Below are 24,180 nucleotides of genomic sequence, written 5' to 3'. Positions count from 1 at the left end.
GCCGGCCCTGGTACTCGCTGAAAAGCAACTGCTGGAGATGAAGGACATCCTCAGACGGCAGGAACTGGAGCATGCCTGCCAGATGAATCCGGTGATGCAGCTGATACGCAGCGCGATAAGTCGCCTGGAGAGCAGTCCGCAGCCGGAGGAGGGTACAGCGGACGACAGAGCGCCTGAGCCAACCTTCTTCACCATGACGGAAGAGGCAACCACACCTGCCAGTCGTCTGGTGTATGTCATTCATAAGGAACCTGAGGTTGAGGTTCAGGTGACAGAGGATGTCCCGGTACCGCCGAAGCGCTGGCCTGCGTTTGTGGCAGGGATGGCGACCGCCCTGGTGCTCAGTACTGCTGCCATTTTCGGCTGGCAGACTCTCCATCGACCGGATGAGGCCACGCAGGGGATGGCGGCGTCGGTGGCCTGGATTCCTCAGCCGATGACTCCGATGCAGATTGAAGCCTTCCGTGGGACAGAGAACTACCGGACGCATTCCGGGATGTGGCTTGCGCGTATGTCCAGTCAGGTCAACTGGATAACAACTCTGGCCCCGGGCTGGCGTCTTCGTTACGGTCAGAGCCTGGTATCGCAGGCAAAAGCGCTGTGGCCGGATGACCCGGCGACCCGGGGGCTGGTGCAGCGGTGGGAGCAATATCAGGCAGGCAGAACGCTGCCCGCGAGTGAACTTAACGGCTGGCATGACGGCATGATGCAGCTGCGGGCGCTGTCTGCACAGCTGGATGCGCTGGACAGACAGAAAGGCAAATACCTGACGGGCAGTGAGCTGAAAACGATTGTCTGGCGTATTACCAGCACGTTTGCCAGTGCCGTCCCGGTCGAAGAGCAACTCCGGCAGCTGGTTTCTGCGCCGGGAGAGACAATCGCGCTCCAGGCGAACATCGGGCAGGCTGCTCGTCACCTGGATTCACTGATACATGTTCTGGAGCAGCTGTCGGTGTACAAGGCCGCTGTTCCGGCAGAAAAAACATCTCCTGTAACGCCGTAAATGGCGGAGACTGAGGAGTATTGATGCCGAGTTCATGCATCGTTATTGACACAAGAGAGGCCAGGCATGCCGGATGAAACACGGCGTCACCGGAATCACCGGAGTCCTTGGACGCTTGCCGAAATTGAGTTCGTGGAAAAACATTATGGCAGCTTGTCAGCCCGGGAAATCGGGGAGAAGCTCGGCAGAAGCGCTAATGGGGTGAACCGAATTGTGTATCTTTCAGGCGTGGGGCAACAGGCTGCATCGCCATGGAGCGAAGCCGAGCTGACATTGCTCCGCAACCATTACTGCGACGGTATCGAAGCAGCCATGCAGCAGTTGCCCGGGCGTACCAGAAGAGCCATTTTCCGGCAGGCCTCCTCCCTGGGGCTGACTGAACGCAGCAGCTGGAACTCTCAGGAAAAGGCTTTTTTAAAAAAGCACTACGGCAGCCTGACGACGCAGAAGATTGCCGCCAGCTTGGGCAGAAGCGTCAGTGCAGTGAGAGCTGCCGTCATCAAGCTGAAGCTGGGCAAAGGGCAGAACCGCCGCTGGACAGCGCCGGAGCTGGCGCTGTTACGCGCGCACTATGAAAACGGAATAAACGGGATGCAGAGGCTGTTGCCGGAACGCAGCAAGGGCTCCATTGTTGCACAGGCCGGCAAAATGGGGCTAACAGATACCCGCTCATGGTTGCCTGAAGAAATCCGGATATTGCAGAAATATTATCCGGAGGTCGGGAAAAATGTTGTGGCTCAGTTACCCGGCAGAACCCTGGCGGCCATTAAAGGGCAGGTGTCGAAGCTGGGGCTACATTATCGTAAGCGAAAAACTCGTCAGGTGCCGATGCTCCCCTGGCAAGCAGAAGAACTCCATCGGCTGGAAAATAATCTGACCGTACCCGCCCGACAACTTTTGCCGTTATTTCCGGGCCGCACGGTGTTGGCCATCGATGCAAAAAAACGGATGTTAAAGCAAATGCGAAGCGTATCGGGCAGAAACCGGTTCGCTCCGCAGCGGAAAATGCCAGAGTGAAAAGAGTCTTGTCCGCGAAGGTAACTGTGGAGGGAATGGCTCAGGACACAAAGGAGCTTTCCAGAATCCATAACAAGGGACTCAAGATGGCAGAGATGCCCCTGGCTATTGATTGCTTTCACACCCTGGTTGCACCTGATCGATAATCGCGGTCCCTTCAATGTCGTCTTTTTTGCAATCAGCGTAAAATACTGTAACTATATGAGTCTTCCTCTGCTGTGGTGACTGTTGTAGGATTTTCCTGTTTACCTAACAACAGGAGGATACCACTTGAATAATGCTGCTGTTGTCACCAGAGATTACACTTCTGCTTTCCCTGATCCCATATCTATAAAGAAAGCCTGTGCTGCAGTTATCAGCCATTGTGATCTTGAATATCGCGGCTGGGTATGGATAACGCTTTCCTCCGGCAAAGCCGGATGGGCACCGCAACAAATATTTGCTCCCCTTAACACCAACGAAGTCATTTGCCTTGAAGACTATACTGCGCATGAGTTATCAGTCAGATCCAGCGAGAAAATTACTGTTATAAAGTCTCTTAATGGCTGGTACTGGGCGCTCAGAAACTCAGGAGAATCTGGCTGGGTGCCAGAAGAATGTGTAAGTATTCTGGATGTCTAATTTTTAATCCCGTGTGCTCTTATGGACGAAAAATCCCTCTATACTCAACCTGTACGCTCCATGGCAGGTAAAGTGTCTATCTTTTTGATGAAAATGTCGGTTCTGTTACTGTCGGGATCGCTGAACACTCTCAGTTATCGCAGCTGTTAAGGCACAACTGAACACGCTGCTTCCTGACGAAGAAAAACCGCCCCGGAACACCCGGCGAAGAATCCTTGCGTGACTGGCGATTTTATCATGAGTTTTCGGTTTCATCTGGCTCGAAGATCCGTGCGCCGCAGTTAGGCTTCCTCTCCCTGGTGCTGGCTAGCGACGGTGCGAACCCGGTCGCCGCGTTTCAGACCATTATTGAGATTGACGATGAACCGCTGCTGGTGCGCATCCTTGATCAGGCTTTCCCCGGCTGTGTTTTACAGCGACAACACAGGCGGGCGCTTTCGCATGGTGATGCAGCGTGAAGGGTTTAGCCGCCCGCTGGAAGCGGCAGAGTTCTCCAACGGCACGCTGACACTGTGTCTGGCGGTGGCCTTGCATAGCCCACGAATACCGGCCTTTCTCGCCATCAACGAACAGAAAAACAGTCTGCACCCGCAGATGTTGCCCGCACTAGCGAGCTTAATTGCCGAGGCTAGTCGCTGCTCGCAGATCTGGCTTACAAGCCACTTGCTGGAACTGGCGCATCTGATTGTGAAGCTCCGATCGTTGTCCCTGTATCACCTGTCGATGGTGGAAGAGGAAACCAGTATGCAGCGACTCTAACGGCTACCTGGCCCGATGACGGGCGCTATGCGCTATCTGTAGATGTTATTATACATTAATATTGTCTTTTGAATGGGCATCATCTAAAAATACTGTACCGTGCAAAAATGTATTTCTTTCAACCTCTGTTGTTAGCTCAAATTCCGCAATATGAGTATGCCGAAGCATATATAAGTCTTCTATCCAGCTATTTAACATGGCTGAACCAGTCAAGTTTACACCGCTAACAATATCTTCTGGCCAATCCGTAGTTGGATCCTTTGGTGGTGCGTGTGTTGTTCCAATACGCGACTTGATGCTGGAAGAGCAAATTTCAACAATCAACCCAACCATCCCGGAATTGAATAGATCAGAAATGACTTTTATTTTGTTTTTTGATGCGAAATTACGGCTTTTTAATAATATATTGTATTGGGGTTGAAAGTAATTTATAAGCGCCGCTTCTGCAAGTGACACAATTTGATTTCGTGTCAGTTTGACGTTCTGTAGATTATTGAAATGAATGCTTTCCATTTCCCAGGATGATTCTGGCTCCAGGTTCAAGTTGCCACCATTACTTAATATTGTTCGGCTATGCTCAAATCTGTAAAGCAGAATAAAAACATCCATTTCAGGAGTGAATGTGACAATATCCGAAAGAATTCGTTGTAATGAAGTGTGAGAACGTAGCCTATTGACGGATGTGCGTGGGTAGATCCTTCCGATTCCTTGACCAATGTAAACAACACGCAAATCAGTCTCGGTGTAATATAAATCTGATTTAGAGTAAGAGATGAGTTTATTGACATTTATAATGTGATCTTTATTCTCTGTCTGAATTAATAAAGTTGTTCCATTTAACGCAACTGCAACCTCTTTAATAGCAATGTCAAGTGGTACGATGTCAGAAGGAATAATGAATTCAAATGGAACCTTTCTTATTCTGTTTGCGGTATGTGTTAAAAACTGGCCGTGTACTGTTCTATGATTCAGAGAAAACCCCTCAGGATTTATAAATATCCTGTTTCTCTGAACAATGAGGTAAATGTTACATTGGGATAAAGCATGGCTATTAAGAAGGTTTTCATTGATAGAGTAAATATCTGCGGGGGTCATCACGATCGGCATACTGGAATATAGATGTATTGCACCTTCAACAGAATACAAACGTTTGGACTTTTTCATTATACATTACTCCTTATTGAAAAGTGAGAGTTTAAGTCATACATAAGGTATGTATGATTAGTGAAAAATAAAGTCAAGCTGGTACTTAAAAAACAGTCAGGGGATCACATATCATGGAAAGATTAGCTGAATTATTATCACTTATTACAAAAAACATGTGGGCTGCGGGGATGCTTAGTACATTTATTACGGCGCTGTCAGGTATGTTTTTCTATTTACTGAAGGAGCGGGGACATAGACGAATGAAACGCTATGAACTGACGCTGGAACATTACAACGACTACAGTTGTCTGATGTTCACTGCAATGGATGCATTATGTGCAGATAAGGGGTTTGAGAAATACCAGTCACGAAGTATTAAACCAGGTGTTAATGAACTGGTGCTGGAAGAATATACTCGTGACACACTCAACGACCTTCTGTGTGCTTCGGGGAGAGCAACTCTGGTAGCTGATCCACTGACACGTGAAAGAATTGCCATTTGTACTAAGTGTATAATCAATAAAGTTAATGGAAAGTTGCAATCACCTGATGATTGTCATGTTAAAATAATTGAGGTGCTTAGAGCAATGAACCAGCATTTACAACGGTTTGAATATTGCTTTTCTTCCTCAGTTGATATTTACAATCATAACCTGGTTTAGAGCCTGTAAAGCAAAGGAAGAATGTGGTAATTGAAAGGCGATTTTAGGTGGTGTATATATTTCAGCATTAAAAGTGGGGGCTGACCTGAATCAATGCCTTTCTTGATTTTTCCTTTTTCTCTTAAAAGCATTAAAGTAACCAATGGCGAGATATTTTAATTTATTCCGGCGGGTTATAAAGTGAAAATAAATTACGCGATTGAATGGGTAAATAAAATTCAGAATTGGCTGAAATTTTACAACTATATTTATTAGTAATGCTGCCCTATTTTAATAAAGCTGTTTTGCATATTTCTTTCGGTTGGGTATCAGGCCAAGAAGGCTACCCGGAGGGGCTCGCAACAAAGATGCACTTTGTCCCATACACGGAATCATCGTTGAAGGGTAAGTTTAATTTTAAACTTTTCTTTCTTGAGGCAGAGCCCACAGAAAAATGATTTTATATTGCCATGGCAGATATTTAGCACGAATACACAAAATGGAAATCCATTCATGGAAAATAGTCATGCAATGGTGATTCATAAGAGGAGAAGCGTGCAGTTGTGAAGATGTGTCCGTCAATATTGATTTTCACTGAAGAGGATATCGAACATGGCAATACCAGCACATATTGGACAGCGGGATCCCGGAGATGGCTCATACAATCCCGGTCTGCAAACGGATATCGAACCTGTTATTCGCGATAACCAGATTTATAATGAATTCATTTCTGATATAACTGAAAATACACAAAAGCTCCATGTAGACCTCTTCGGACGGTCCCCCCTGACGGCAATGGCGGGTTTCTGGAACAAACACCCCGAACTCACCGTTACGGTAGAAGCACCTCATGTCGCAGATGCACCCATTATTACCCACACTTACACTGACTTACCCCTCGACCAGGCCATTGCATTACCTGTCCTCGGTTTTTTAGCTCAGGAGTCCGAATATACTGATAATAACTTTACAATAACCAGTAGCGAAGGCGTTGTGATGTCCGGTGGGACTTCGACAAAACCGTTACCAGGGACAGATCCTCAAAGTAATAGTGAAAATGGATTTCCTGAAGTTCAGATTTTGAAAACAGCTGAGCAGGGAAGCGTAGGGGATGACCTTTACTTTGTTATGCTGTCTGAGCGAAGAGCCAACATCGCCTATGACAGAAAAGGTAATGTGCGCTGGTTTGTCAGAGCGGGCGATGTCGACGAAGATCCAGCACTGTGGCTCCCGGTGTTCAATACGGTACGTCTGTCCGACGGTACCTTCATCGGTTGCGACGATCATCTACAGCATTACTATACCCCATCTGATTTGAAGGAAAATGAACCGCTGGGACAGCGAGAACTCTGGCGTTTTGATGCCACCGGTCGCGTAATCGGAATTTACTTTATCCGTGACAGGGCTCATCACTCATTAATTGAACTCCCGGGAGAAAACGCCCTGCTTTATGCTTCTGACTATATCAGTACCCGAAATGCCAGTGACGGGCCGGTAAATGAAGCCAATCAAGGTCCATCTGCAGAGGACTGTATCGCCATTCTTGACCTGGAAACAGGATATGAAAAAGTCTATTACGATCTGCGGGTAATTATGAATTTCTGGCGGCTCCCTGTTCCCATTGATTTATCGGTCCCTCATATCAACGACTGGATACACCTGAACCAGGTCTATCTGGATTCTGACACCAACCTTTTAATGGGCTCCTGCCGCCACCAGAGTGCCGTGATTGGTATCGACAGAGCGACCGGGGCGTTGCGTTTTATTTCAGGCAATCATGATGACTGGCAGGAAACAGAGTCCGGGGCGCCCACTACCGACTGGTCTGATTTATTGCTCACTCCCATCAACCCGGACACCGATCAGCCTTATGATTTAAGCAACCCTGATCAAAAAGCAGCTGCCGATCAGACTTTCTGGACGTGGGGGCAGCATAATATCCAGGAAATCGTAAAATCGACGTCAAACCAGGATGTTATTGAGTTTTCTGTCTTCAACAATGGAAACTATCGTACCCGTAACAAAGCCGCAGGTGTCATTGCGTCAGAAAATGCCTCACGCTGCGCCAGGTATCAGGTAACACTCAGCAGCAGAGAGGTCAGAAAGCTTGAGGAGTACGGAGAAACAGAGGTAGGTTCAGACGGATACAGCTCTTACGTTTCTACGGCATCTTTCTTTAATCATGAGGGCGATCCTTCGCTGCCACGTTTATTCGCAAACTTTGGTGGCAGCATTTTCCAGGAGAATGGCGGCGGCACCGATACAGGTTTACCGCTAACCCTGATGCCCGGCGAATCCGACCGCCAGGATCCCAATGAGGTTGTTGACGGTAACTATCAGGGAAGAACCATATTGCAGGAGGTTGACCTGAATACGCGCTCCCCGCTGTTCGACATACGACTGACGTCAGGCTCCTTCAAGTCACCTGAAGGGGAAACTATCCGCCGGGCAGAGTTATATGCCTTCCGTGCGTATAAAATGCCGTTGTATAGCTGATCAACACTAATTTCTGAAGTGAGCGCCAGCCATTGCTGGCGCTGTTGCTGCTTTATTTACCACAACATTTTTTATACTTTTTACCGCTGCCGCAGGAGCAGACGGCATTACGGCTATAACTCTGCCCGGCGCGACTTTCCTGCGCCAGGATCTGCATAATTGTTTCTGCCGGGTATCCTGCGGCCAGCACATCCCGCATAACGTTCATTTCCCGCGTGATGTGTTTGAAGAAGTGTTTATAGCCGGCACACAGATAGTTGTGCCCCGGATGCCCGGTGGGCGACACCGCAAAACGGTGTTTCGGGCAACCGCCATGGCAGACCGGACGGTATTCACAACGACGACAATCCGGCGTCAGCGTATCCCGCTTCGCCATCCCGAATGCGATGGCCTGCTCACCGTTATTCAGCTCCCGAATATCCTGTTGATGGATATTGCCCAGCCGGTGCTCAGGGTAAACGAAATGATCGCAGTTATACAGGTCTCCGTTGGATTCCAGGGCAAACGCATGGCCGCAGGTTTCCGCGTGCACGCACAGTACCGGCGGCTGGCCGGTCCAGGCCGAGAGCGCCACATCAAACATCTGAACAGAGACGCGCCCAACGTCGCTACGTACCCAGATATCAAAAATCTGGCTGAGGAAATCGCCATACTGCCAGGCCGGAACCGTCCACGGGGCCAGCGTCGCGGCACTTTCGCCAGGCAGCACCAGATTAAGCGTGACGGAGTCTGAGGTGCTGATCCGCTCGACCAGCGGAATAAACTGAATATGCCGGGAGCCTGCATCCAGCAGGAATTCGTAAACTTCTCTGGCATGGCTCGCATTGTGTTTCCCTACTACGGTGAGCGTATTGAACGCCACATTGTGCGCCTTCAGCAGCGCCATCGCTTCCATCACGCGCTGGTGCGTTCCGGCACCCGAACGTGTGACACGGTAGGTATCATGAATATGCTGCGGCCCGTCTATCGACAGGCCAATCAAAAAATCATGCTCAGCAAAAAAGATGGCCCACTCAGAATTTAACAGCATGCCATTCGTCTGCAGCGCATGCTGTATCTGCTTTCCCTGGCCGTATTTTTCACACAGTGCAATTACCCGCTGGAAAAAAGGCAGCCCAATCATGGTCGGCTCACCACCCTGCCAGGCAAAAAGCACCTGTTCGCCCGCCTGGGCTTCAATATGCTGACGGATGAACTGCACCAGCGTCTCTTCCGACATCCGCCAGTTCTGTTTACGCTCCGGATAGAGCGCATCCTTTTCCAGATAGAAACAATAACTGCAGTCAATATTACAGACAGAGCCGGTAGGCTTTGCCATTACGTGACAACCGTTCATCATCATGAACAAACAGGCTCCTCTTTCAGAACAGGTTAACAACGTTATGCAGGGTGATGGCGAGCGCATTCAGCCCCAGCGCCAGACATATAAGGCGTTTACTGACGACGGCCTTCCGGGAAGTCAGCTCAATGTCATACCGCATTACCCGCTGGCGTCGCAGTGAAATAAAGACCAGAAACAAGGAGAACAATGTGGCGATACTCCCCAGCACCGTCAGCATGAAATCCCCCTGGCTGAAACCGGCCCGGGTGGTGACCAGGGCAAGAACCAGCGAGGAAAAGGCGGTCCGGTGCCAGGAGAGCGCCGTCCGTTCCGGCTGCAGGCCGGGGTCACGCGCCCGGATATCCGTGTTCACAGCACGACCAGGACAGTCAGCGTGAGTACAATTCCCGCAGATAGTCCCGAACTCAGCCAGAGCAGCGCACGCGGAAACGGCAGGTCGGCCTCATGCCGCATCGCGCGTTCGTTCGCAGCCCAGCGACGATATGCATAATATGACAGGGCCGCGGCCGTCAGACCAAGCATCACAACGAGGCCGGCGCGAAACATCACCGGGGCCAGGTCGGGGGCCAGCTGGTCAATGCCGATGGCGGCTGCCATAAAGGCCAGCGCGGTGCGTATCCAGGCCAGAAAGGTACGTTCATTGGCCAGTGTGAACCGGTAATCCGGTGATTTTCCCTGTTTTTTCCACATCATCGGCTGTTCTCAACAATGTACTGATAGTAATGCGCAATGTGTTTTGCGATGGTGTATTCAACCAGTTCTCCCCGGTCGTTAAACCCCTTACGCGTCTTTATCAGCAGCGGGGTTGCGGCATCAATATCGAGAATGCGGCAGTCCTGCTCATCCGGGAGCTCTGCGGTGATGATGTCCTCATAGGCATCAATATTTTCGTTACGCTCCTCGAGCACAACGTAGAGGCCCTTCGCAACATCTTCCAGGGACAATGTGCCAAGACGGGGGGTCAGCCAGATATAGTTAACCTGGGCCGGGATTTCGTGTTGTCGATAAATGGTGCGGGTCAGACACTGGAGTGTTTCTCCCGACTTCAGATTAAACAGCGTCGGGACATTCTCTGGCGGCAGGGTTGATACAAGCGTCAGATTTTTACGTGTAACAGGAACCTGTTGCTGCCCGTCCACCAGGCTGATACGCGTTTTCACCCCCTGCTTTTCAGAAGTGCTGATGACCATCGTCCCGATGCCCGCCTGGCGCTTAACCAGCCCTTTTGCCACCAGTTCCGCCAGGGCCCGGCGGGCGGTGATGCGGCTGACACCAAAGCGCTCTTCAAACTCCGCCTCGGTTGGCAAAACGTCATTCTTCTTATATTCACCGTTCTTCAGCTTATCCAGCAGAATGTCATACAGCTGGGCATACAGCGGTTTGGCACCACGCGTGTAATCAAGCTCTTGTTTCATAACAAAAATAATCCTTTCAGCAGCACTCCCCGGCCGCACCGGGGAGTATGGCATCAATTCAGCCGCATCTCTAACGCCATCTTATAAAACACGGTCTGGTGCTGGTCAGCGGGTAAGTCATCCAGAACAAACTGCCAGAGATCGTTCCGGGTCCAGTCGGGCCTGCCGCAGACTTTCAGCCTCTGCGCGAGACTGTCCTGTCCGCTATTTTCCAGATGCTGTAACAGACATAGCATCCCGTAACGAAGCTCGGGGGCATACTCGCTGAATTCAGGTATCAGCGTCGGATCCAGCCCCAGCAGCGGCGTGGAGGCATCCGTGAACCCGTAGCGCCCCCAGAGTTCGTCAGGTGAATCGCTTGCCTGTAACATCTGCTCCATCGCGGCCAGCAACCGTTCAGCCACAGACAAATCGCGGCACTGACAGTCCTGTTTTGGATGCGCAACCAGGTCATACAGGCGATGACCGAATCGATCGGCGCCGCGGGTCATGACAGATTCAGCCGGGATTTTCATTACCGGGCAGCCTTTGGTAAAACTGAAGCCGGGATGCAGGGTCACCCCCTGTAGCTCGTCCGGCGTGAAGCGGCGATTAATACGGGTGGGCATCAGCGTATATTCGTACAACTCATCAATATTACGCTCAACCGGCGCGCGCATATAGACGTAGCGTCCGTCGGTAATATTGACATGACAACCATGGTAACCAAACAGCGCATGCTCGCGCACGGCGACGTCACTGATAATGGCCGGTTTCAGCGAAACGCCCTGCATATCAGCCGGTTTATCCAGCCCGAAGAAATCCAGCAGGGTCGCAGGGATATCGATGGTCTGCGCCAGTGCTTCCCGGGATTCGCCGGCCTGGCCACACTGCGGATGCCAGATGAAGAAGGGGATACTGGCGACCTCGTTATACAGCGGCATGATATTTTTGCCCCACCAGTCATGCTCACCCAGCAGGAAGCCATGATCGGTGTTCACGATAAGCATGGTGTCCTTCCACAGATCATATTCATCCATGTGATCGAGCACCTTACCGACATAGGCATCCACCATGGTCAGGAGCGCTTTGTAGTATTTCTGAATAACGCTCTTACGTTCTTCACTTTCCGTCACGAAGTAGTACGGCGGCCAGCCATCGAAAACGGAAGGATCGTCAATACCGTACATCTTCAGATATTTTTCCGGCACAAAGAACGGCTCATGCGGATCAAAACACTCCAGCTGGAGGAACCAGTTATCAGCAGACTGGTTAGTCCGGATAAATTCCAGCCCACTGTTAATGGTCCGCGCCAGATGGTGGTCATCCTCGTTTTTCATGAACTGTACATTGATCTGGTGCTGAGTCCGGCTGGTGATACGCCGCTGTTTGATTTCCTCCGGCTCGCCGGATTCATACTGATAATCCGGCTTATTGACCACCCCTTTCCAGGCATCCCCTTCCTGACCACGAATAAATTCGTAGGTGTTATAACGTGAGTGGTAGGTCGCGCCACCGTCGCGCCAGTAATGCTTGTGATCGGTCACCAGGTGGGTATGAATGCCGTGTTTTTTGAGGATCTCCGGCATGGAATCATCAAACGGCTCAAGCGGTGACCAGGAGCGGTGCAGGAAATTGTATCGCCCGGTATGGATTTCCCGTCGTGCCGGCATGCAGGGCATACTGCCCACATAGAAATTGTTAAAGCGAACCGTCTTTTCTCTCAGCCGCTTAAAATTGGGCGTAATGGTCTCATCACAGCCATAAGCCGACAGCATGTGCTTATTAAGTGAATCGAACATCAGCATGATGGCTTTCATATTTCTTCTCCGTCCTTCCGGTTAATGCTTCATTCAGGCCACAGCGATTTCTTTATCGTAACCGCGTACTTTTCCTGTGGCATAGGTCAGTACAAAGGCGGCCAGACACCCGACCAGCCAGGCAAGGATATACTGCAGATACTTGCCGTCTGCGATAAGTGGAAGGGCTGATAATCCAGCAGCCCCCACCCCGTTAGTCGTGACCCCCAGCAACACAATCATCATGCCGCCAAACCCGGCGCCAATAGAGCCGGTGATAAAGGCAAACCCCACGGGAATATTCACCCCAAAAATGGTGGGTTCACCCACGGCGAGGATGGAGGTCGGGATTGCCCCCCGGGCAATTTTTTTCATCATCGGATCTTTCGTCAGCAACAGAACGGCGGTTGCCGCACCCACCATACCGGCGTTGGACATAATCTGAATGGCAAACAGCGGCGCATGACCCGTGGCGTTGATCATCTCCAGATGGATAGGGAACAGACCGTGGTGCAGCCCCAGAGAAATCAGGAACGGGAATAATGCGGCCAGCACAAAACCGGCGGCCATCCCGCCCGTGGACAGCAGACCGTTCATACCATGCAGGATGGCATCTGACAGCACACCTGCGACGGGCATAATGGCGAACAGCAGTACGGCGGCCATCACGCTCAGTACAATGGTCGGCGTCAGCACAACGTCCAGAACATCAGGAATAAACTGACGCACCCGTTTCTCCAGCCAGCACATCAGCCAGACCGCAAAAATAACGCCAATCAGGCCGCCCTGTCCGGGAATGAGCCCCAGCTGTGGCAGCTGTGGGGCAATTGTGATGGCGCCCAGCAAGCCTCCCATCACGATGGTACCGTCAAACTCTTTGGCTGACGTCACCCCGGTATAGATTGCGAGGAAACTGAACAGCGCCTTCGAGACCAGGCCGAGGAATTCACTGATGCCCAGTAAATGGCGCTGATCCAGCACCACCTGTGCCGGAGATAAATCGCCGATTGCAGCAATATGGTGGGTCAGTGCAAAAGAGGCGGCCGAGTTAACCAGCACATTATTTATCCCCATCAGAATCCCCGCGGCAATCAGCGGCGGCAGAATGGGAACAAAAATATTGGCGATATGCTTCAGAATGGCTTTGACGGGCGTTTGTTTTTTCGCTTTTTCACGCGCCAGCTTTGCTTTCAGTTCAACTTCGCTCACTGGCGTCGCTGCCGGGGAACCTTTCATCAGGTCGTTGATGATGGTTGCCACTTTCGAGGATTTTCCCGGGCCGACGATGACCTGCAGGGTGTCGTCTTCCACGACCCCCAACACGCCATCAATGGCTTTCAACGCTGACATATCGACCTTTGAGGTATCGTCGATTGTCATGCGCACACGCGTCATGCAGTTCGTCACATGGACCAGGTTTCCCGGCCCCCCACAGTGCTTCACAATGGTGTCAGCAACAAGGTTGTAGTTCATTTTGATGTCCTGTGTTGTAGTTTTCACCTTTGTTATAACAATATAATGATATCATTAACGTGAGGGCGATCATACTCAGTAAAATGGAACAGTGGATACCCTGATTGCTAACGACTGTAGACAGAAGGGAAACAACGGGTGAATGTAATAGCTTAAAACGCTTGTCTTACACAGACATTATTAAATGGGGTAAAAATGCCAGACTGTGCTGGCATTGGTGTTATTAAATCTGATGATTTGATTGATGCCGGGCATTATAGTTCTGCGTCGGAGTGACTCATTCGTTCGGCCGGTACGGGCTGGTCGTGGTCATTTTTATAACGGTAGCTGTCCTGTCAGTAGCGCCACCACAATGAAAATGGCGAACATCGGCAGCGACCACTTAAAGAATTCCTTCTGATATTGCCCCAGCGTCATTTCGGTGCGGTTCATCAACAGGAACAGCCAGGCGACCGTCGGGCTGGCGTAGCGCAGGGCCTGCCCCATAAAAGAGGCTACGCCAATCTCGGTAGGCGTAATACCAAACGAATAGGCGACAGGCGCAATAACCGGCAGAATGCCAAAGTAATAGGCATCCACGGGCAGGGCGAAGCAGGCAAGGGCGCCAATAAAAGCAAATATCAGCGCGGTGTGGGTGCCCATGGACGGCGGAATAAGTCCGGCCAGGCTGTTGGCGACAGCCGCTGCCATGCCGCTGCCGTTGAAAATTCCCAGAAAGCAACCCGCAGCCATAATGATGGAGGCCACCGCAATCGCATCGCCGCCATTGGCCGTGATGCGTTCACGCTGCTCTGCTGCGGTATAGTTGACGGTCAGCGCAATCGCGGTTCCGGCAAGGAAGGTCAGCGCCCCGCTGGCCCAGCCCATCAACAGTGTTACCAGCAGCGTGGCCGTGAGGGCCAGGTTAAACCAGAACAGGTGCGGGCGCTTCAGTTCCTTTTCATGGTGACGGATGGCATCGGTCATCTGCCGTATCTGCGCCGGCGTGACGATGGCCTGCTTTCCGCGGACATATCCCAGGCGCTTGCGCTCTTTGATGCCCATGAAATATGCCATGCCGAAGACATAGATGAAGGACACGGCAAGAATGGGCAAGATTGCCACAAACAGGGCGTTCACCTCCAGATTGAGCACGGCTGCCGCGCGTGCCAGCGGGCCGCCCCAGGGCAGGCAGTTCCCCAGCCCGCAGGGCAGAATAATCAGCATGGCGAGATTTGAGAGCTTCAGCCCCATCTGTTTATACAGGGGGACAAAGGCGGAGGTGATGATGAGTATGGTGGTGGTGCCGTCACCATCCAGGGTCACCACCGAAGAGGTGAAGGCTGTCACCATCATGATTTTCAGCGGGTCACCGTTGGCCTTGCGGATAAGCCAGGTACAGAGCGGGTCAAAAAGACCGACATTCATCATCAGGCTGAAATACAGAATGGCAAATAATATCATGACGGTGGGGTTTATCGTCCCCAGCTTTATTTTTTCGTCGGCCTTATATGAATAAAACAGACCTTCCTTTATCCAGCCGATGATATTATCCAGCGGAATGTTACTGGTCAGGCATAATACGGTCCCGATGGCCAGTGAGACGATAATCAGTCCGCTGAAGGGCGAGAGTTTTTGCCGTATGACCAGCACCAGAAATGCAGCGATAAGCAGGTAGCCCAGAATTGTAACCATTCCGGTGTCTCCATAGTAATTATTGTGATTGCAGTGTGATTAAGGGGCGACAGTCGCCCCTGGATGATTATTTTTCGTCCGGTTTGCCGAAGAGAATATCGGTGACCCATTCCGGGGCGAGAGCCGGGAGGGGACCGCCGCACTCACGTCCCTGCTGATAAGCCTCAATGACTTCCCGGCGCTGAATTTCATAGGCGAGTTTTTCCTCGGCACTGACCAGCACTTCTTCCAGGCGGCGCCGGGGCACCACCACCACCCCATCTGAATCCCCGAAGACCAGGTCACCGGGGGTGACCACCACGCCGGCACACTGCACCGGGGTGTTGATTTCTCCACGCTTCTCCTTCACCGGTCCCCGAGGCATAAAGCCTCTGGCGTATACCGGGATATCCAGCCTGGCCAGCGCCTGCTTATCCCGCACGCATCCATCGACGATGAGGCCGTCAAGCCCTGTCGCCTGCGCTGCACCCGCCAGCAGGTCACCCAGGTACGCCCTTTCGGTATCGTTTCTGCCCGCCACCACCAGGACATAGCCGGGGCATCCCTGATAAATGGCGACGTGAACCGGAAAGTTGTCGCCGCCGGATGTCTCCACGGTGCAGGCGGTTCCCAGCAATATCTTGTTTTCATCCACGGGCACGATATCCGCATCCATACAGCCGTTACGCGCAATGCCACTGTTCTGCATCCCGTCACACAGCAGTGCCGGGCTGAGTCTGCGGATCCGTTCCAGCAGGTCAGGCGCAATTGGCTCCGGTAGCGGATGGTAATTTTTATTGTTCATCACAGACTCCTCGTTCATGTTTCACCAGACGGACAATGGTGTCCTGCCAGCCAGACGCGGCGCCTTCAGGCTCCAGGGCGGCTGCCACCCCATTGATATACAGGTCATTGAGTTTTTGCAGTGTTGCTTCTGACATGCTCGCGTCCACTTTCAGCGCATGCAGGGTGTCCACCACATCACGCATTTCGGCGCTGCGCCGTCCGGCGTGTATCACCGTGCGGGCGCAGAATGTCTGCGCGAGCTGCGCCACGGTTTTACCGTCGAGTGCCGCGCCAAGGGAGGCGACCAGTGCTTCCAGTGCGCCCACTTTTTCAGCTGCGCAGAAGGCTTCAATGAACAGCTGGGGTAACCCTTTCATCACCACGCTGCGCAGCATTTTGATGGCGGAAGCGGCACCCGGCTCTGCATCGAGTACCGTCAGGTTCATGCCACAGGGAGAAAGTGCCCGGGCGAAACCCGGTGCTGCACTACCGGCCAGCAGCACCGGGACCCGATGGCCGTGTTCAGGTACCGTTCCCATTACCGCCGCATCGCAGAACCCCACGTCTGCATGGCGGGGAAGAGCATTGATGGCCTGTTTGATAGCGGGGGAGGTGGAGTTCATGTCTATATAATGTTGCCCCTTGCCAAGCCGCGGGATAACCTGCTTCGCTACGGGCAGGGCGCTGTCTGCGCTGGTGAGACAGATGATATAGCGGGCCGTGGCGATGGCATCCGGTAACGTGCGATGAAGCGTCACGCCTGAAGCCTGCGCCCGGGCATGTAACGACGCACCCCGTTCAGGATGGTTATCATCCCGGTCAAAGGCGCTGAGTTTGAGTGTTTCACAGGCTTTCAGCCCGAGACTTATGTGGTACGCGGCTTCACCAAAGCCGATAAAAACAATTTCCATTCTTTCCTCCGTCAGATAGCGGGCAGGGAATAACATTCAGCAATGAGTGTCATGCTGAGCTGCTGTGCCAGAAAATAGTGGTGGTATGTATGACTGAAATAATGAAAATAAGACTTCATTACTTCATTACTTCATTACTTCATTACTTCATTACTTCATTACTTCATTATGTCTTTATTTCCTTGATTCAGTATTTCATGCATAAATGCAGCGCCGGCTATTTTATTTTTCCTGGGATATACAGGTATCCGGGAATGCACAGATTCACTTCTGTCAGCCGGGCAGTTCAATCGCGCCGGTTGTTATGGCGATGCCCAGCATCAGCAGAGCAACCGCCCAGATAGCCGGAAGTGAATAGCGGATATGCTGGCCGAGACTGACACCGCCCAGACTGCTCAGCAGCCAGGCGCTGCCCACCATCGGGCTGATGGAGAATCCAACGTTTTCCCCCAGCATCATGGCCCGTGCGACGGACTCTGGTGCAATGCCGTGTGCTTCACCAATGGCGGTGACCACGGGCATAATGCCGAAATACCATGGATCGGCCCCGAACATCATCCCGAGCGGCAGGGCCAGAACGCCGACGATCAGGTAGAGGTAACGTGACAGGGTTTCCGGCAGCAGCGCGATGGCCTGTCGAGTGACCTGATCGAGCATACCGCTGTGGCTCAGAATGCCGAGGAACACGGCAGCGCTGAACAGGATGGTGGCCAGCAGCAGCGCCTCCCCGGCATTTTCCCGGATGCACTGCAGCTGTGTCCGCGCGTCAGAAAAATTGATCACCAGCGCCAGAGCCAGTGCCACCATAAACACTAACAGACCGGGCAGGCCGCTGGTCAGCAGAACAATCACCAGCACGGTGGTCAGAAGAGCATTGCTCCAGTACCGCCAGCGTGGTGATGCGGTAACGGTATTCTCTGTGACGGCGGTATGCGAACGGGGGCCAGTGAGTTCCGGGCGACGATAACGCTGACCCCGCCACCATGCCATGACAAGACAACAGCCGATCCCCGCCAGCTGCACCGGTAATAACGGCTTCCACAGGAGTACCGGATCGATGTTCACCACGCTGGACGCACGCAGCACCGGTCCGGTCCAGGGGACGAGATTCATGATGCCGGCGGTACACCCGGTCAGCAGCGTCAGATGTAACACATTGATGCCCAGGCGCTGGTACACCGGCAACAGTGCCGTAATGGTGATCAGATAGGTGGTGGCCCCCGCCCCGTCGAGATGGGTGAGGGCGGTCACCAGCACGCTGATCATCATGATGCGGGTCGGGTTGTTTCCGGCAAGCGCCAGCAATCTGTCCACCAGGGGGTTAAACAATCCCTGCTTATGCATAATGCTGAAAAACAGAATGGCACAGATAAACAGGGCGACTACGGGGGCCAGCGTCGTGATCCCTTTGGTGATAAACCCTTTGATCTCCCCGACCGGAAAGCCGGCAAATAGTGCCGCTGCCAGCGGGATCAGGATCAGGGTGACGACCGGCGAGACCCGTCCGCTCATCAGGAGCACGACGCAGAGCAGCACGGTCGCGAGTGCAATGAGACTTAACATGTTCTGCTCCTTATCCGTCAGTGCCACGGTCCGGCAGGGACAGGCGTGAACGCAGCCAGGTTGTGACGCCTGCCAGCAGCATATCTGAGTTGTTATCCAGCATCAGGAAATGCGAATTACCATGAATATCCAGCGCCGGCAGATCCCGTTCATCCACCCGGGCACCGGCCAGACGTAGCTGCGAACAGTGTTTTTCCACGGTGCCGCGGTAATCGCGCCAGATCGCGTGTTCACTGAAGTGGTCTCCCCAGAGCACCAGGTGAGGTGGACAGAGGCGCGGGATCAGGAGATCATCTGGCGCACCTGATGGCTCCAGCGCAACCACGGCCTGTACATCCTCCGGACGCTGCATGGCAAGCCTCAGCGCAAATCCGCCCCCCTGGCTGTGGCCAATCACGATGGCGGGACCGGTTATATCCAGCAGGGCTTCATACGCTGCGGTGGTGATCGTTTCATGGCCGCTCCAGCGAGGCACCCACTGGCAGGCAAAATAGTCAAATTCTGCCACCGGAAAACGACTGCCAGGAAAAGCCCGTCGGCGGAGGGGATCCGTATGGTAACCGTCTGTGGGGCCAACACGAAACATCTGCCAGGCCTCGTTTTTGGTGCGAAACAGCGGGGGCTGTGACCAGACCTCGGGATACGGACTCCATCCTGCACGACCCCGTTCAACGGCGTCGCATACATACACATTCCAGCCGTCATTCGGCAGCCCCTGCAGCCAGCCGGGGCGCCCGTCAGGCATGGTTTCCCAGTTAACGCCGGTCATACCGCCCCCGTGCCAGAGTAAGACCGGGATATCAGAGCAGGGATTGCGCTGAATAAAGGCCTGGACATACATCTGCCCGGTCATGATGTCACCGTTCATATTGATATGCCGTTCTGTGGCACCCTGCGCCAGGCGCTGCCTGAGTACCGGTTGCCGGCGTAGTGTGACCGGGTTTCCGCCCACAAAAAAGCTGCGGATTTCTTTCAGATCCATAACATGTTCCGGTTTAGTTTCTGGCGTAAAGCTGCTCAGGGGTGAACGGGAAGCAGCGGATGCGGGGGGCCGGAGCCCGGCAGTGGCGGACGAGAGTGCCTTCCGGCTGCTGCATAAACAATGCCATCAGTTCACCGTCACGGTGTGTCTGGTGACGATATTTGACGTCGGCATACACCACCCTGCCCAAGGGGATTTTGCAGGTGGTCACCACCTGGATTTGAATATTTACAGGAGCCGCGTCAAGCAACTGAATACACAGGTAATGACAATCCTGCTGAAGCTGCTGAATATCGACTTCTGCAGACCCGCCGGAATTATCCGGTGGGAGGTAGAGTGTAATTACGGGCATAAAGCCTCCTCGTCAACTGAACTCGACATTATTTATGGTGGTGGTATTTCCCTGGCGTGGCGCTTTTCTGGAAAAATAGAATGCTGTTCACCTCCTGGAAAAACAGAGGCTACAGAATTGATTTTCACCAGATAAAAATACGATAAATTTATTTTAATTATATTTCAGTACAGATCTGTTACGTGCTTTTGTTATTAATGACATACCTCCTTGTTTTGTGTCATATGCTTTTTTATTTCCTGTAACGTAAAAAATAAATATCCTTCTTTATGTCATTTTTTGCATCAGCGCTGATTGCCCGATGGCACTGTTTTATAGTGTTGTGTGGTATTCATTTTTCGCTATCGTCAGCAGAATAATATTTTCGGCAGATATTCTGCTGACAGGGACTGGCATCATTACTGGCGGCGATACATTTACTTTCCGCCTGACATAATGCGTGACTGCTGATCCTGTTCTGCCTTTCTACGCTGTGTGACGTGTTCGGATGCCTCTTTTGCCAGCGCCAGGATCGTTGCCATTGCCCGGGGAGCCGCAACAGGATCGCGATTTTTCAGTGCCTGATACAGGACTTCGTGTGCTGGCACGCTCTGCGGCAGTACGCCTGCTTCATTGACTTCTGCAATGAAGGCGAGAAAATCGCCCCGGAGCGCACCGGCTGCCCTGATCCAGGCATTGCTGTGTGTGGCGGCAATCAGGGCAAAATGAAAATCGCATTCTGCCCGTGAGAAGACCGCCGGATCGTTCTGGCTGGCTTTCATTGCCTCCAGTGCTGCAGACATAGCAAGAAGATCGGCGCCTGTAGCTCTGTCGGCAGCCAGCGATGCACATATCAGTTCTATAGTGTGTCGAAATTCGAGCATGTCACTAAACTCCCCCGGTTCAAGTCGGATCACCAGGTTCAGATCATCCCTGAGCATATAAGGATGAAAATCTTTCGCGACCCATGTTCCACTCCCCTTTTCAGCTTCAAGGGCGCCTTTGGCGATAAGTTGTTTCCTGGCGTGATCATACGAGTTACGGCTGACATCATATTTCTGGCAGATTTCAGCCTCCGGAGGTAAACGTTCACTGGGTTTCCATCGTTCTTCCAGTAACCCGATGGAAAGTTGCCAGCGGATCCAGTTTGCGACGCCCATTTTCTCACGTTCATCATTCACCAGACCCGGGTTTTGTTGCCCTTCAGTGCCCTTTTTACTCATTACATTCACCCGGTTACATGCCTACAGAATTTCACTGTATAGCATTTAACACTTGCAGGTTAAAGCGCCTCTCCCTAGGAGTGTCGGGTTGATCCTGCAGGATTCATTCCGGTGATGTTCAGCCGTTGCCTGATGCAGTGAGCTCCGGTGTTGTCTGGTTCATACAGATTTTATCCTCTGAGGTTTAATTTAAATGTTAAATGCACTAGGTGTTATTTAAGATTGAAATGTAGCCATCCTGTTACGACACCGCAACAGCGGATAGACAATACCGGGATCAATATCACGGTAAGTCAGCAGGACGAAAGGGCGAGGAACAGCATGGAAGTCTGTTAACGTATTAATCGTTAACGGTTTTTATTGATATCTCTGCTGCCAATTTATTTATCCTCTCACCTGGGGATGTTTGCTTTCTGAACATGCATCGAATCAGACAGGCTTTTGAACAGAGGGAGGCGACTGCGGCGAAAGGCCGGATATCGGTACAGATAAGAGGTTACCGTACCGGGTTCATCATTGCAGAGGAAGTGTTTGTCAGCATGCGGGAGAGGTAAGGGGTGAACGCGCGTAAGTCCCGGGAGAAAAAGGGATTGATGTGCCATCAGGGATTGACTTTCGGGTAACCGGTGTATACGTTTTAATCAGTTTGCGGATTATTTATAGCGCAGATAAGCGACGTGCCGGTGTGCGCTAACACCCCGGCGCGCCTGACCACAAACCGTTATACGGAGTAACAGTTATGGCTGAGAAACAGCATACCCAAACTCGCCCCAAAGATCGCGGTTTTCCGTGTTTTACCTCACCGCCCGGTGCGGAGGTGCATCATACCTGACTCCGACAGCTGTCTGGCGGCGGGTGAGCCGCTGATCATGCCTGAGCCACTGGTCAAGGCGGATTCGCCGGAACGCGCCAAAGTGATGGCGGGGTATCACGCATCGCTGCTCGAATGTATACACATCATCAATACGCGCATGGACGAACCGCTGGGCGCCTGTATTCCCGATTTGATACATACTGCCAGCGGTCTCGCTGATTTACTGGACGACAGTGTGAACAGCATTCTTTCCCTTTATCATGATGCGCGATCGCATCCTTTTTGCTGCTGTCCGCCCCCTGCGAAGTACGCCGCCCGTGATTTCACACCACCGCCCCCGGAGCGCCGGACGGTGAACTATCATAACTCGCTGGAGCGTACTCTGCAGGTCGCAGCTCTGAACCGTTCGTTGCTGTTTTGTATCAGCGAAATTACCCGGCGTAAAAATGACCGACTGAGAAACTATCTTGATGATCTGATTGATATCGCCTGGGAAATCGCCCTGACACTCAGCCACTGTGTGGAGGAGAATATGGGGAGTGATGATCTGATTCCGGTCATCTGTAGTGAATGCAGAGGGGAAATCCTCCGTGGCTGATGAGGCCAGGCAGGTCCGGTAGGCTCTGCAGGGAATGCAGAGCCTAACTTTATGATGGCAAACGGTATTATCTGACATATCGCCAGACGTCTTTGGGCACTTTATCAAAAAAACTGCTTCATCACCATTTCAGTGCGACGGTGGTCCGCTGCCGCCTGCAATATTAAACCTTCATCAGCAGATAATTTACCGCCCATGTGGTCGACGACCCGTTCCAGATGTGTGGCATCATTAAGGCGACGCAGCTGTCGCCCATACTCCATCTTTGATTTCATGGCTTACTCCGTTGTTTCAGTCAGAAACAGTGCATCCGTGGCAAGGACTTTCCCACGAAGGTGAACGCAGAGAATAAATGTATTTTACTGTGCGAATAAAGACTGGCTTGAGTAGAGAGCCTGACGGGCCTGTTTTTCTGCCGGACGGCGCCAACACTATTGTGAAGGCGGTATTATCTCATAATGCCTTATCCTCCCTTTAATTGATGATATTCGTTGCGCATTGCCTTAAACAGGGGCGGGTATATCTGAAAAGGACAGTGTGCATTCCCCGCAATCTATAACATTTTGCCATGCCGTCAATAATTATCTGCAGGGTAATGATCAGGAGGCTATTAGTCAGGTGACTTATATCACATATGACTAATTATCACGGAAAATTTAACATTTTATTTTTGAAAACTGGCTATTTCTCATTTTAACTTTATGTCTGACAATACTGAGGAGCGGGATGCCTTGCCGGACGATTGAGCGTTTCTGAAAACTAGGATGGCGTAAAAATGCTGTTGTAGTCCGTCTGTTGACGAGAACAGGAACAATGGCAGGCACATATGTAACGGGTGGCCGCCCGTTACATATGCTGACCACAACCTGAATGAGAAAAAGTTATGGCTTATTATGATTCTATTAAGGATTTGAGTCAGTATTCTGATATGTATCAAAGAAAGGTAAGATTGCTTCAGCAATGGGGGCGCTCGTCACTGAAGAGGAGAGGTTGTTTATTCAGCATGCTGTTGTTGCTGATACTGATACCAGCAGTCTGTAAACTGAATTGTTGTTTGCCTCAGAACCTTATTGCATCCCTGGTTATTTCCTGGCTGTATCCTGTCTTCTCGCTGAATGATGAAATATTTCGGTACCATCCCGAGATTGTCTGGCTGATAATATTTTTTACCCGCGGGGTCGGAGATATACACACTCAGCTTATTTTCTGCAAAGGCATACCTTCTTTCATTCCCCCCCGGCGCTGGTTACGGCGTGGTTATCGCCGTCTGCATCAGGCAACCGAGCCCATACACTCTCCTGTCCGCTTAACTGAAAAATAAATTTTATTTTCAGATCAGAGTTTTTTATCGCGTCAGTTGATCGCCTCCTGAAGAATCGTCCATGAGCCGGAGCGGTGGCATTGATATGCACCGTTTCTTTCACTGACTGATGACAGGAGGATGCCATGGTATCCGATAAATTCCTGCGCCTGCGGCAGGTTATTGAAATTACCGGGCTGAAACGCGCACAGATTTACCGTTATATGCGGGCCGGGGAGTTTCCCCGGCAGATTAAAATCGGTCACGCCAGCGTGGCATGGCTGGCATCAGAAATCGATGAATGGATCATCCGCAAATAAAATCAACG

At 51.8% G+C, this 24,180-nt stretch carries 22 protein-coding genes and 1 pseudogene; 8 read left to right on the top strand and 15 right to left on the bottom strand.

Annotated features, from left to right (window positions below; all coding sequences use genetic code 11):
• From ACG0Z5_RS17635 to ACG0Z5_RS17620, 4 genes and pseudogenes are all read left to right on the top strand, one after another.
• Nucleotides 1-1,003, top strand: a 1,003-nt coding sequence (locus ACG0Z5_RS17635; protein ID WP_394449768.1) for a VasL domain-containing protein, incomplete at its 5' end; no start/stop codon positions are given.
• A gap of 66 nt (nucleotides 1,004-1,069) precedes the next feature.
• Complete coding sequence (locus tag ACG0Z5_RS17630) at nucleotides 1,070-2,020, top strand: hypothetical protein (protein WP_394449766.1); 951 nt, start codon at nucleotides 1,070-1,072, stop codon at nucleotides 2,018-2,020.
• 270 nt (nucleotides 2,021-2,290) lie between these two features.
• Entirely contained in the window at nucleotides 2,291-2,641 is a 351-nt protein-coding gene (locus ACG0Z5_RS17625) for an SH3 domain-containing protein (protein WP_394449764.1), read from the top strand.
• 209 nt (nucleotides 2,642-2,850) lie between these two features.
• Nucleotides 2,851-3,400, top strand: a pseudogene (locus tag ACG0Z5_RS17620) (AAA family ATPase); the annotation flags it as partial.
• A 48-nt stretch (nucleotides 3,401-3,448) separates the two neighbouring features.
• Here the strand turns inward: ACG0Z5_RS17620 and ACG0Z5_RS17615 are convergent.
• Nucleotides 3,449-4,564 (bottom strand): hypothetical protein, encoded by a 1,116-nt coding sequence (locus tag ACG0Z5_RS17615; protein ID WP_394449762.1) that lies wholly within the window; start codon nucleotides 4,562-4,564, stop codon nucleotides 3,449-3,451.
• Between the two features lie 113 nt (nucleotides 4,565-4,677).
• Here ACG0Z5_RS17615 and ACG0Z5_RS17610 point away from each other — a divergent pair, with 113 nt between their 5' ends.
• Nucleotides 4,678-5,208, top strand: a complete 531-nt coding sequence (locus tag ACG0Z5_RS17610) for a hypothetical protein (protein ID WP_394449760.1) — start codon at nucleotides 4,678-4,680, stop codon at nucleotides 5,206-5,208.
• A gap of 591 nt (nucleotides 5,209-5,799) precedes the next feature.
• Nucleotides 5,800-7,683 (top strand): aryl-sulfate sulfotransferase, encoded by a 1,884-nt coding sequence (locus ACG0Z5_RS17605; protein ID WP_394449758.1) that lies wholly within the window; start codon nucleotides 5,800-5,802, stop codon nucleotides 7,681-7,683.
• A 52-nt stretch (nucleotides 7,684-7,735) separates the two neighbouring features.
• Here ACG0Z5_RS17605 and ACG0Z5_RS17600 read toward each other — a convergent pair whose 3' ends face one another.
• The 13 genes from ACG0Z5_RS17600 to ACG0Z5_RS17540 all read right to left on the bottom strand — a co-directional run bounded on the left by ACG0Z5_RS17600 (nucleotide 7,736) and on the right by ACG0Z5_RS17540 (nucleotide 21,140).
• On the bottom strand, nucleotides 7,736-9,025 hold the full coding sequence (locus ACG0Z5_RS17600) for an anaerobic sulfatase maturase (protein WP_394449756.1): 1,290 nt from the start codon (nucleotides 9,023-9,025) through the stop codon (nucleotides 7,736-7,738).
• A gap of 19 nt (nucleotides 9,026-9,044) precedes the next feature.
• Nucleotides 9,045-9,377 carry a DUF202 domain-containing protein gene (locus ACG0Z5_RS17595; protein WP_394449754.1) on the bottom strand — a complete coding sequence of 111 codons (333 nt, stop codon included), beginning with the start codon at nucleotides 9,375-9,377 and terminating at the stop codon, nucleotides 9,045-9,047.
• The gene (locus ACG0Z5_RS17590) at nucleotides 9,374-9,718 is read right to left on the bottom strand and encodes a YidH family protein (RefSeq protein ID WP_271130569.1); all 345 of its coding nucleotides are present in this window, start codon (nucleotides 9,716-9,718) and stop codon (nucleotides 9,374-9,376) included. The genes ACG0Z5_RS17595 and ACG0Z5_RS17590 overlap by 4 nt, the downstream gene beginning before the upstream one ends.
• The gene (locus tag ACG0Z5_RS17585) at nucleotides 9,715-10,440 is read right to left on the bottom strand and encodes a GntR family transcriptional regulator (RefSeq protein ID WP_394449752.1); all 726 of its coding nucleotides are present in this window, start codon (nucleotides 10,438-10,440) and stop codon (nucleotides 9,715-9,717) included. The genes ACG0Z5_RS17590 and ACG0Z5_RS17585 overlap by 4 nt, the downstream gene beginning before the upstream one ends.
• A 53-nt stretch (nucleotides 10,441-10,493) precedes the next feature.
• Nucleotides 10,494-12,239, bottom strand: a complete 1,746-nt coding sequence (locus ACG0Z5_RS17580; protein ID WP_394449750.1) for a sulfatase — start codon at nucleotides 12,237-12,239, stop codon at nucleotides 10,494-10,496.
• Nucleotides 12,240-12,272: 33 nt separating this feature from the next.
• The gene (locus ACG0Z5_RS17575; protein WP_394449748.1) at nucleotides 12,273-13,691 is read right to left on the bottom strand and encodes a PTS transporter subunit EIIC; all 1,419 of its coding nucleotides are present in this window, start codon (nucleotides 13,689-13,691) and stop codon (nucleotides 12,273-12,275) included.
• A gap of 315 nt (nucleotides 13,692-14,006) precedes the next feature.
• Complete coding sequence (locus ACG0Z5_RS17570) at nucleotides 14,007-15,365, bottom strand: CitMHS family transporter (RefSeq protein ID WP_394449746.1); 1,359 nt, start codon at nucleotides 15,363-15,365, stop codon at nucleotides 14,007-14,009.
• A gap of 67 nt (nucleotides 15,366-15,432) precedes the next feature.
• Complete coding sequence (locus ACG0Z5_RS17565) at nucleotides 15,433-16,149, bottom strand: RraA family protein (RefSeq protein ID WP_394449744.1); 717 nt, start codon at nucleotides 16,147-16,149, stop codon at nucleotides 15,433-15,435.
• A complete protein-coding gene (locus tag ACG0Z5_RS17560; protein ID WP_394449742.1) occupies nucleotides 16,139-17,041 on the bottom strand; it encodes a DUF1932 domain-containing protein in 903 nt (300 codons plus the stop codon). The genes ACG0Z5_RS17565 and ACG0Z5_RS17560 overlap by 11 nt, the downstream gene beginning before the upstream one ends.
• Nucleotides 17,042-17,314: 273 nt before the next feature.
• Complete coding sequence (locus tag ACG0Z5_RS17555; protein ID WP_394449740.1) at nucleotides 17,315-18,604, bottom strand: CitMHS family transporter; 1,290 nt, start codon at nucleotides 18,602-18,604, stop codon at nucleotides 17,315-17,317.
• 10 nt (nucleotides 18,605-18,614) lie between these two features.
• Nucleotides 18,615-19,586, bottom strand: coding sequence for an alpha/beta fold hydrolase (locus ACG0Z5_RS17550; RefSeq protein ID WP_394449739.1), 972 nt, complete (start codon nucleotides 19,584-19,586; stop codon nucleotides 18,615-18,617).
• A gap of 13 nt (nucleotides 19,587-19,599) precedes the next feature.
• The gene (locus ACG0Z5_RS17545; RefSeq protein WP_394449737.1) at nucleotides 19,600-19,938 is read right to left on the bottom strand and encodes a hypothetical protein; all 339 of its coding nucleotides are present in this window, start codon (nucleotides 19,936-19,938) and stop codon (nucleotides 19,600-19,602) included.
• Nucleotides 19,939-20,354: 416 nt separating this feature from the next.
• Nucleotides 20,355-21,140 carry a FadR/GntR family transcriptional regulator gene (locus ACG0Z5_RS17540; RefSeq protein WP_394449735.1) on the bottom strand — a complete coding sequence of 262 codons (786 nt, stop codon included), beginning with the start codon at nucleotides 21,138-21,140 and terminating at the stop codon, nucleotides 20,355-20,357.
• A gap of 869 nt (nucleotides 21,141-22,009) precedes the next feature.
• Here ACG0Z5_RS17540 and ACG0Z5_RS17535 point away from each other — a divergent pair.
• A complete protein-coding gene (locus tag ACG0Z5_RS17535; protein WP_394449733.1) occupies nucleotides 22,010-22,552 on the top strand; it encodes a hypothetical protein in 543 nt (180 codons plus the stop codon).
• A 104-nt stretch (nucleotides 22,553-22,656) separates the two neighbouring features.
• Here the strand turns inward: ACG0Z5_RS17535 and ACG0Z5_RS17530 are convergent, their stop codons facing one another.
• Nucleotides 22,657-22,827 carry an Hha/YmoA family nucleoid-associated regulatory protein gene (locus tag ACG0Z5_RS17530; protein ID WP_394449731.1) on the bottom strand — a complete coding sequence of 57 codons (171 nt, stop codon included), beginning with the start codon at nucleotides 22,825-22,827 and terminating at the stop codon, nucleotides 22,657-22,659.
• Nucleotides 22,828-23,998: 1,171 nt separating this feature from the next.
• Here ACG0Z5_RS17530 and ACG0Z5_RS17525 point away from each other — a divergent pair.
• Nucleotides 23,999-24,172 (top strand): AlpA family transcriptional regulator, encoded by a 174-nt coding sequence (locus ACG0Z5_RS17525; RefSeq protein WP_394449729.1) that lies wholly within the window; start codon nucleotides 23,999-24,001, stop codon nucleotides 24,170-24,172.
• Nucleotides 24,173-24,180: the final 8 nt, after the last annotated feature.

The organism is Scandinavium sp. M-37 (assembly GCF_043558715.1).
GTDB classification, from domain to species: domain Bacteria; phylum Pseudomonadota; class Gammaproteobacteria; order Enterobacterales; family Enterobacteriaceae; genus Scandinavium; species Scandinavium vulneris_A.
This window is presented reverse-complemented; position numbering and strand designations above follow the sequence as displayed.

Bases quoted from the DNA above. Each gene is read 5' to 3' on its own strand.
- ACG0Z5_RS17525 (WP_394449729.1), top strand. From the start codon at position 23,999: ATGGTATCCGATAAATTCCTGCGCCTGCGGCAGGTTATTGAAATTACC.
- ACG0Z5_RS17560 (WP_394449742.1), bottom strand. From the start codon at position 17,041: ATGGAAATTGTTTTTATCGGCTTTGGTGAAGCCGCGTACCACATAAGT.
- ACG0Z5_RS17540 (WP_394449735.1), bottom strand. From the start codon at position 21,140: ATGAGTAAAAAGGGCACTGAAGGGCAACAAAACCCGGGTCTGGTGAAT.
- ACG0Z5_RS17580 (WP_394449750.1), bottom strand. From the start codon at position 12,239: ATGAAAGCCATCATGCTGATGTTCGATTCACTTAATAAGCACATGCTG.
- ACG0Z5_RS17590 (WP_271130569.1), bottom strand. From the start codon at position 9,718: ATGATGTGGAAAAAACAGGGAAAATCACCGGATTACCGGTTCACACTG.
- ACG0Z5_RS17605 (WP_394449758.1), top strand. From the start codon at position 5,800: ATGGCAATACCAGCACATATTGGACAGCGGGATCCCGGAGATGGCTCA.
- ACG0Z5_RS17545 (WP_394449737.1), bottom strand. From the start codon at position 19,938: ATGCCCGTAATTACACTCTACCTCCCACCGGATAATTCCGGCGGGTCT.
- ACG0Z5_RS17575 (WP_394449748.1), bottom strand. From the start codon at position 13,691: ATGAACTACAACCTTGTTGCTGACACCATTGTGAAGCACTGTGGGGGG.
- ACG0Z5_RS17565 (WP_394449744.1), bottom strand. From the start codon at position 16,149: ATGAACAATAAAAATTACCATCCGCTACCGGAGCCAATTGCGCCTGAC.
- ACG0Z5_RS17585 (WP_394449752.1), bottom strand. From the start codon at position 10,440: ATGAAACAAGAGCTTGATTACACGCGTGGTGCCAAACCGCTGTATGCC.
- ACG0Z5_RS17535 (WP_394449733.1), top strand. From the start codon at position 22,010: ATGCCTGAGCCACTGGTCAAGGCGGATTCGCCGGAACGCGCCAAAGTG.
- ACG0Z5_RS17570 (WP_394449746.1), bottom strand. From the start codon at position 15,365: ATGGTTACAATTCTGGGCTACCTGCTTATCGCTGCATTTCTGGTGCTG.
- ACG0Z5_RS17600 (WP_394449756.1), bottom strand. From the start codon at position 9,025: ATGATGATGAACGGTTGTCACGTAATGGCAAAGCCTACCGGCTCTGTC.
- ACG0Z5_RS17530 (WP_394449731.1), bottom strand. From the start codon at position 22,827: ATGAAATCAAAGATGGAGTATGGGCGACAGCTGCGTCGCCTTAATGAT.
- ACG0Z5_RS17550 (WP_394449739.1), bottom strand. From the start codon at position 19,586: ATGGATCTGAAAGAAATCCGCAGCTTTTTTGTGGGCGGAAACCCGGTC.
- ACG0Z5_RS17610 (WP_394449760.1), top strand. From the start codon at position 4,678: ATGGAAAGATTAGCTGAATTATTATCACTTATTACAAAAAACATGTGG.
- ACG0Z5_RS17555 (WP_394449740.1), bottom strand. From the start codon at position 18,604: ATGTTAAGTCTCATTGCACTCGCGACCGTGCTGCTCTGCGTCGTGCTC.
- ACG0Z5_RS17630 (WP_394449766.1), top strand. From the start codon at position 1,070: ATGCCGGATGAAACACGGCGTCACCGGAATCACCGGAGTCCTTGGACG.
- ACG0Z5_RS17615 (WP_394449762.1), bottom strand. From the start codon at position 4,564: ATGAAAAAGTCCAAACGTTTGTATTCTGTTGAAGGTGCAATACATCTA.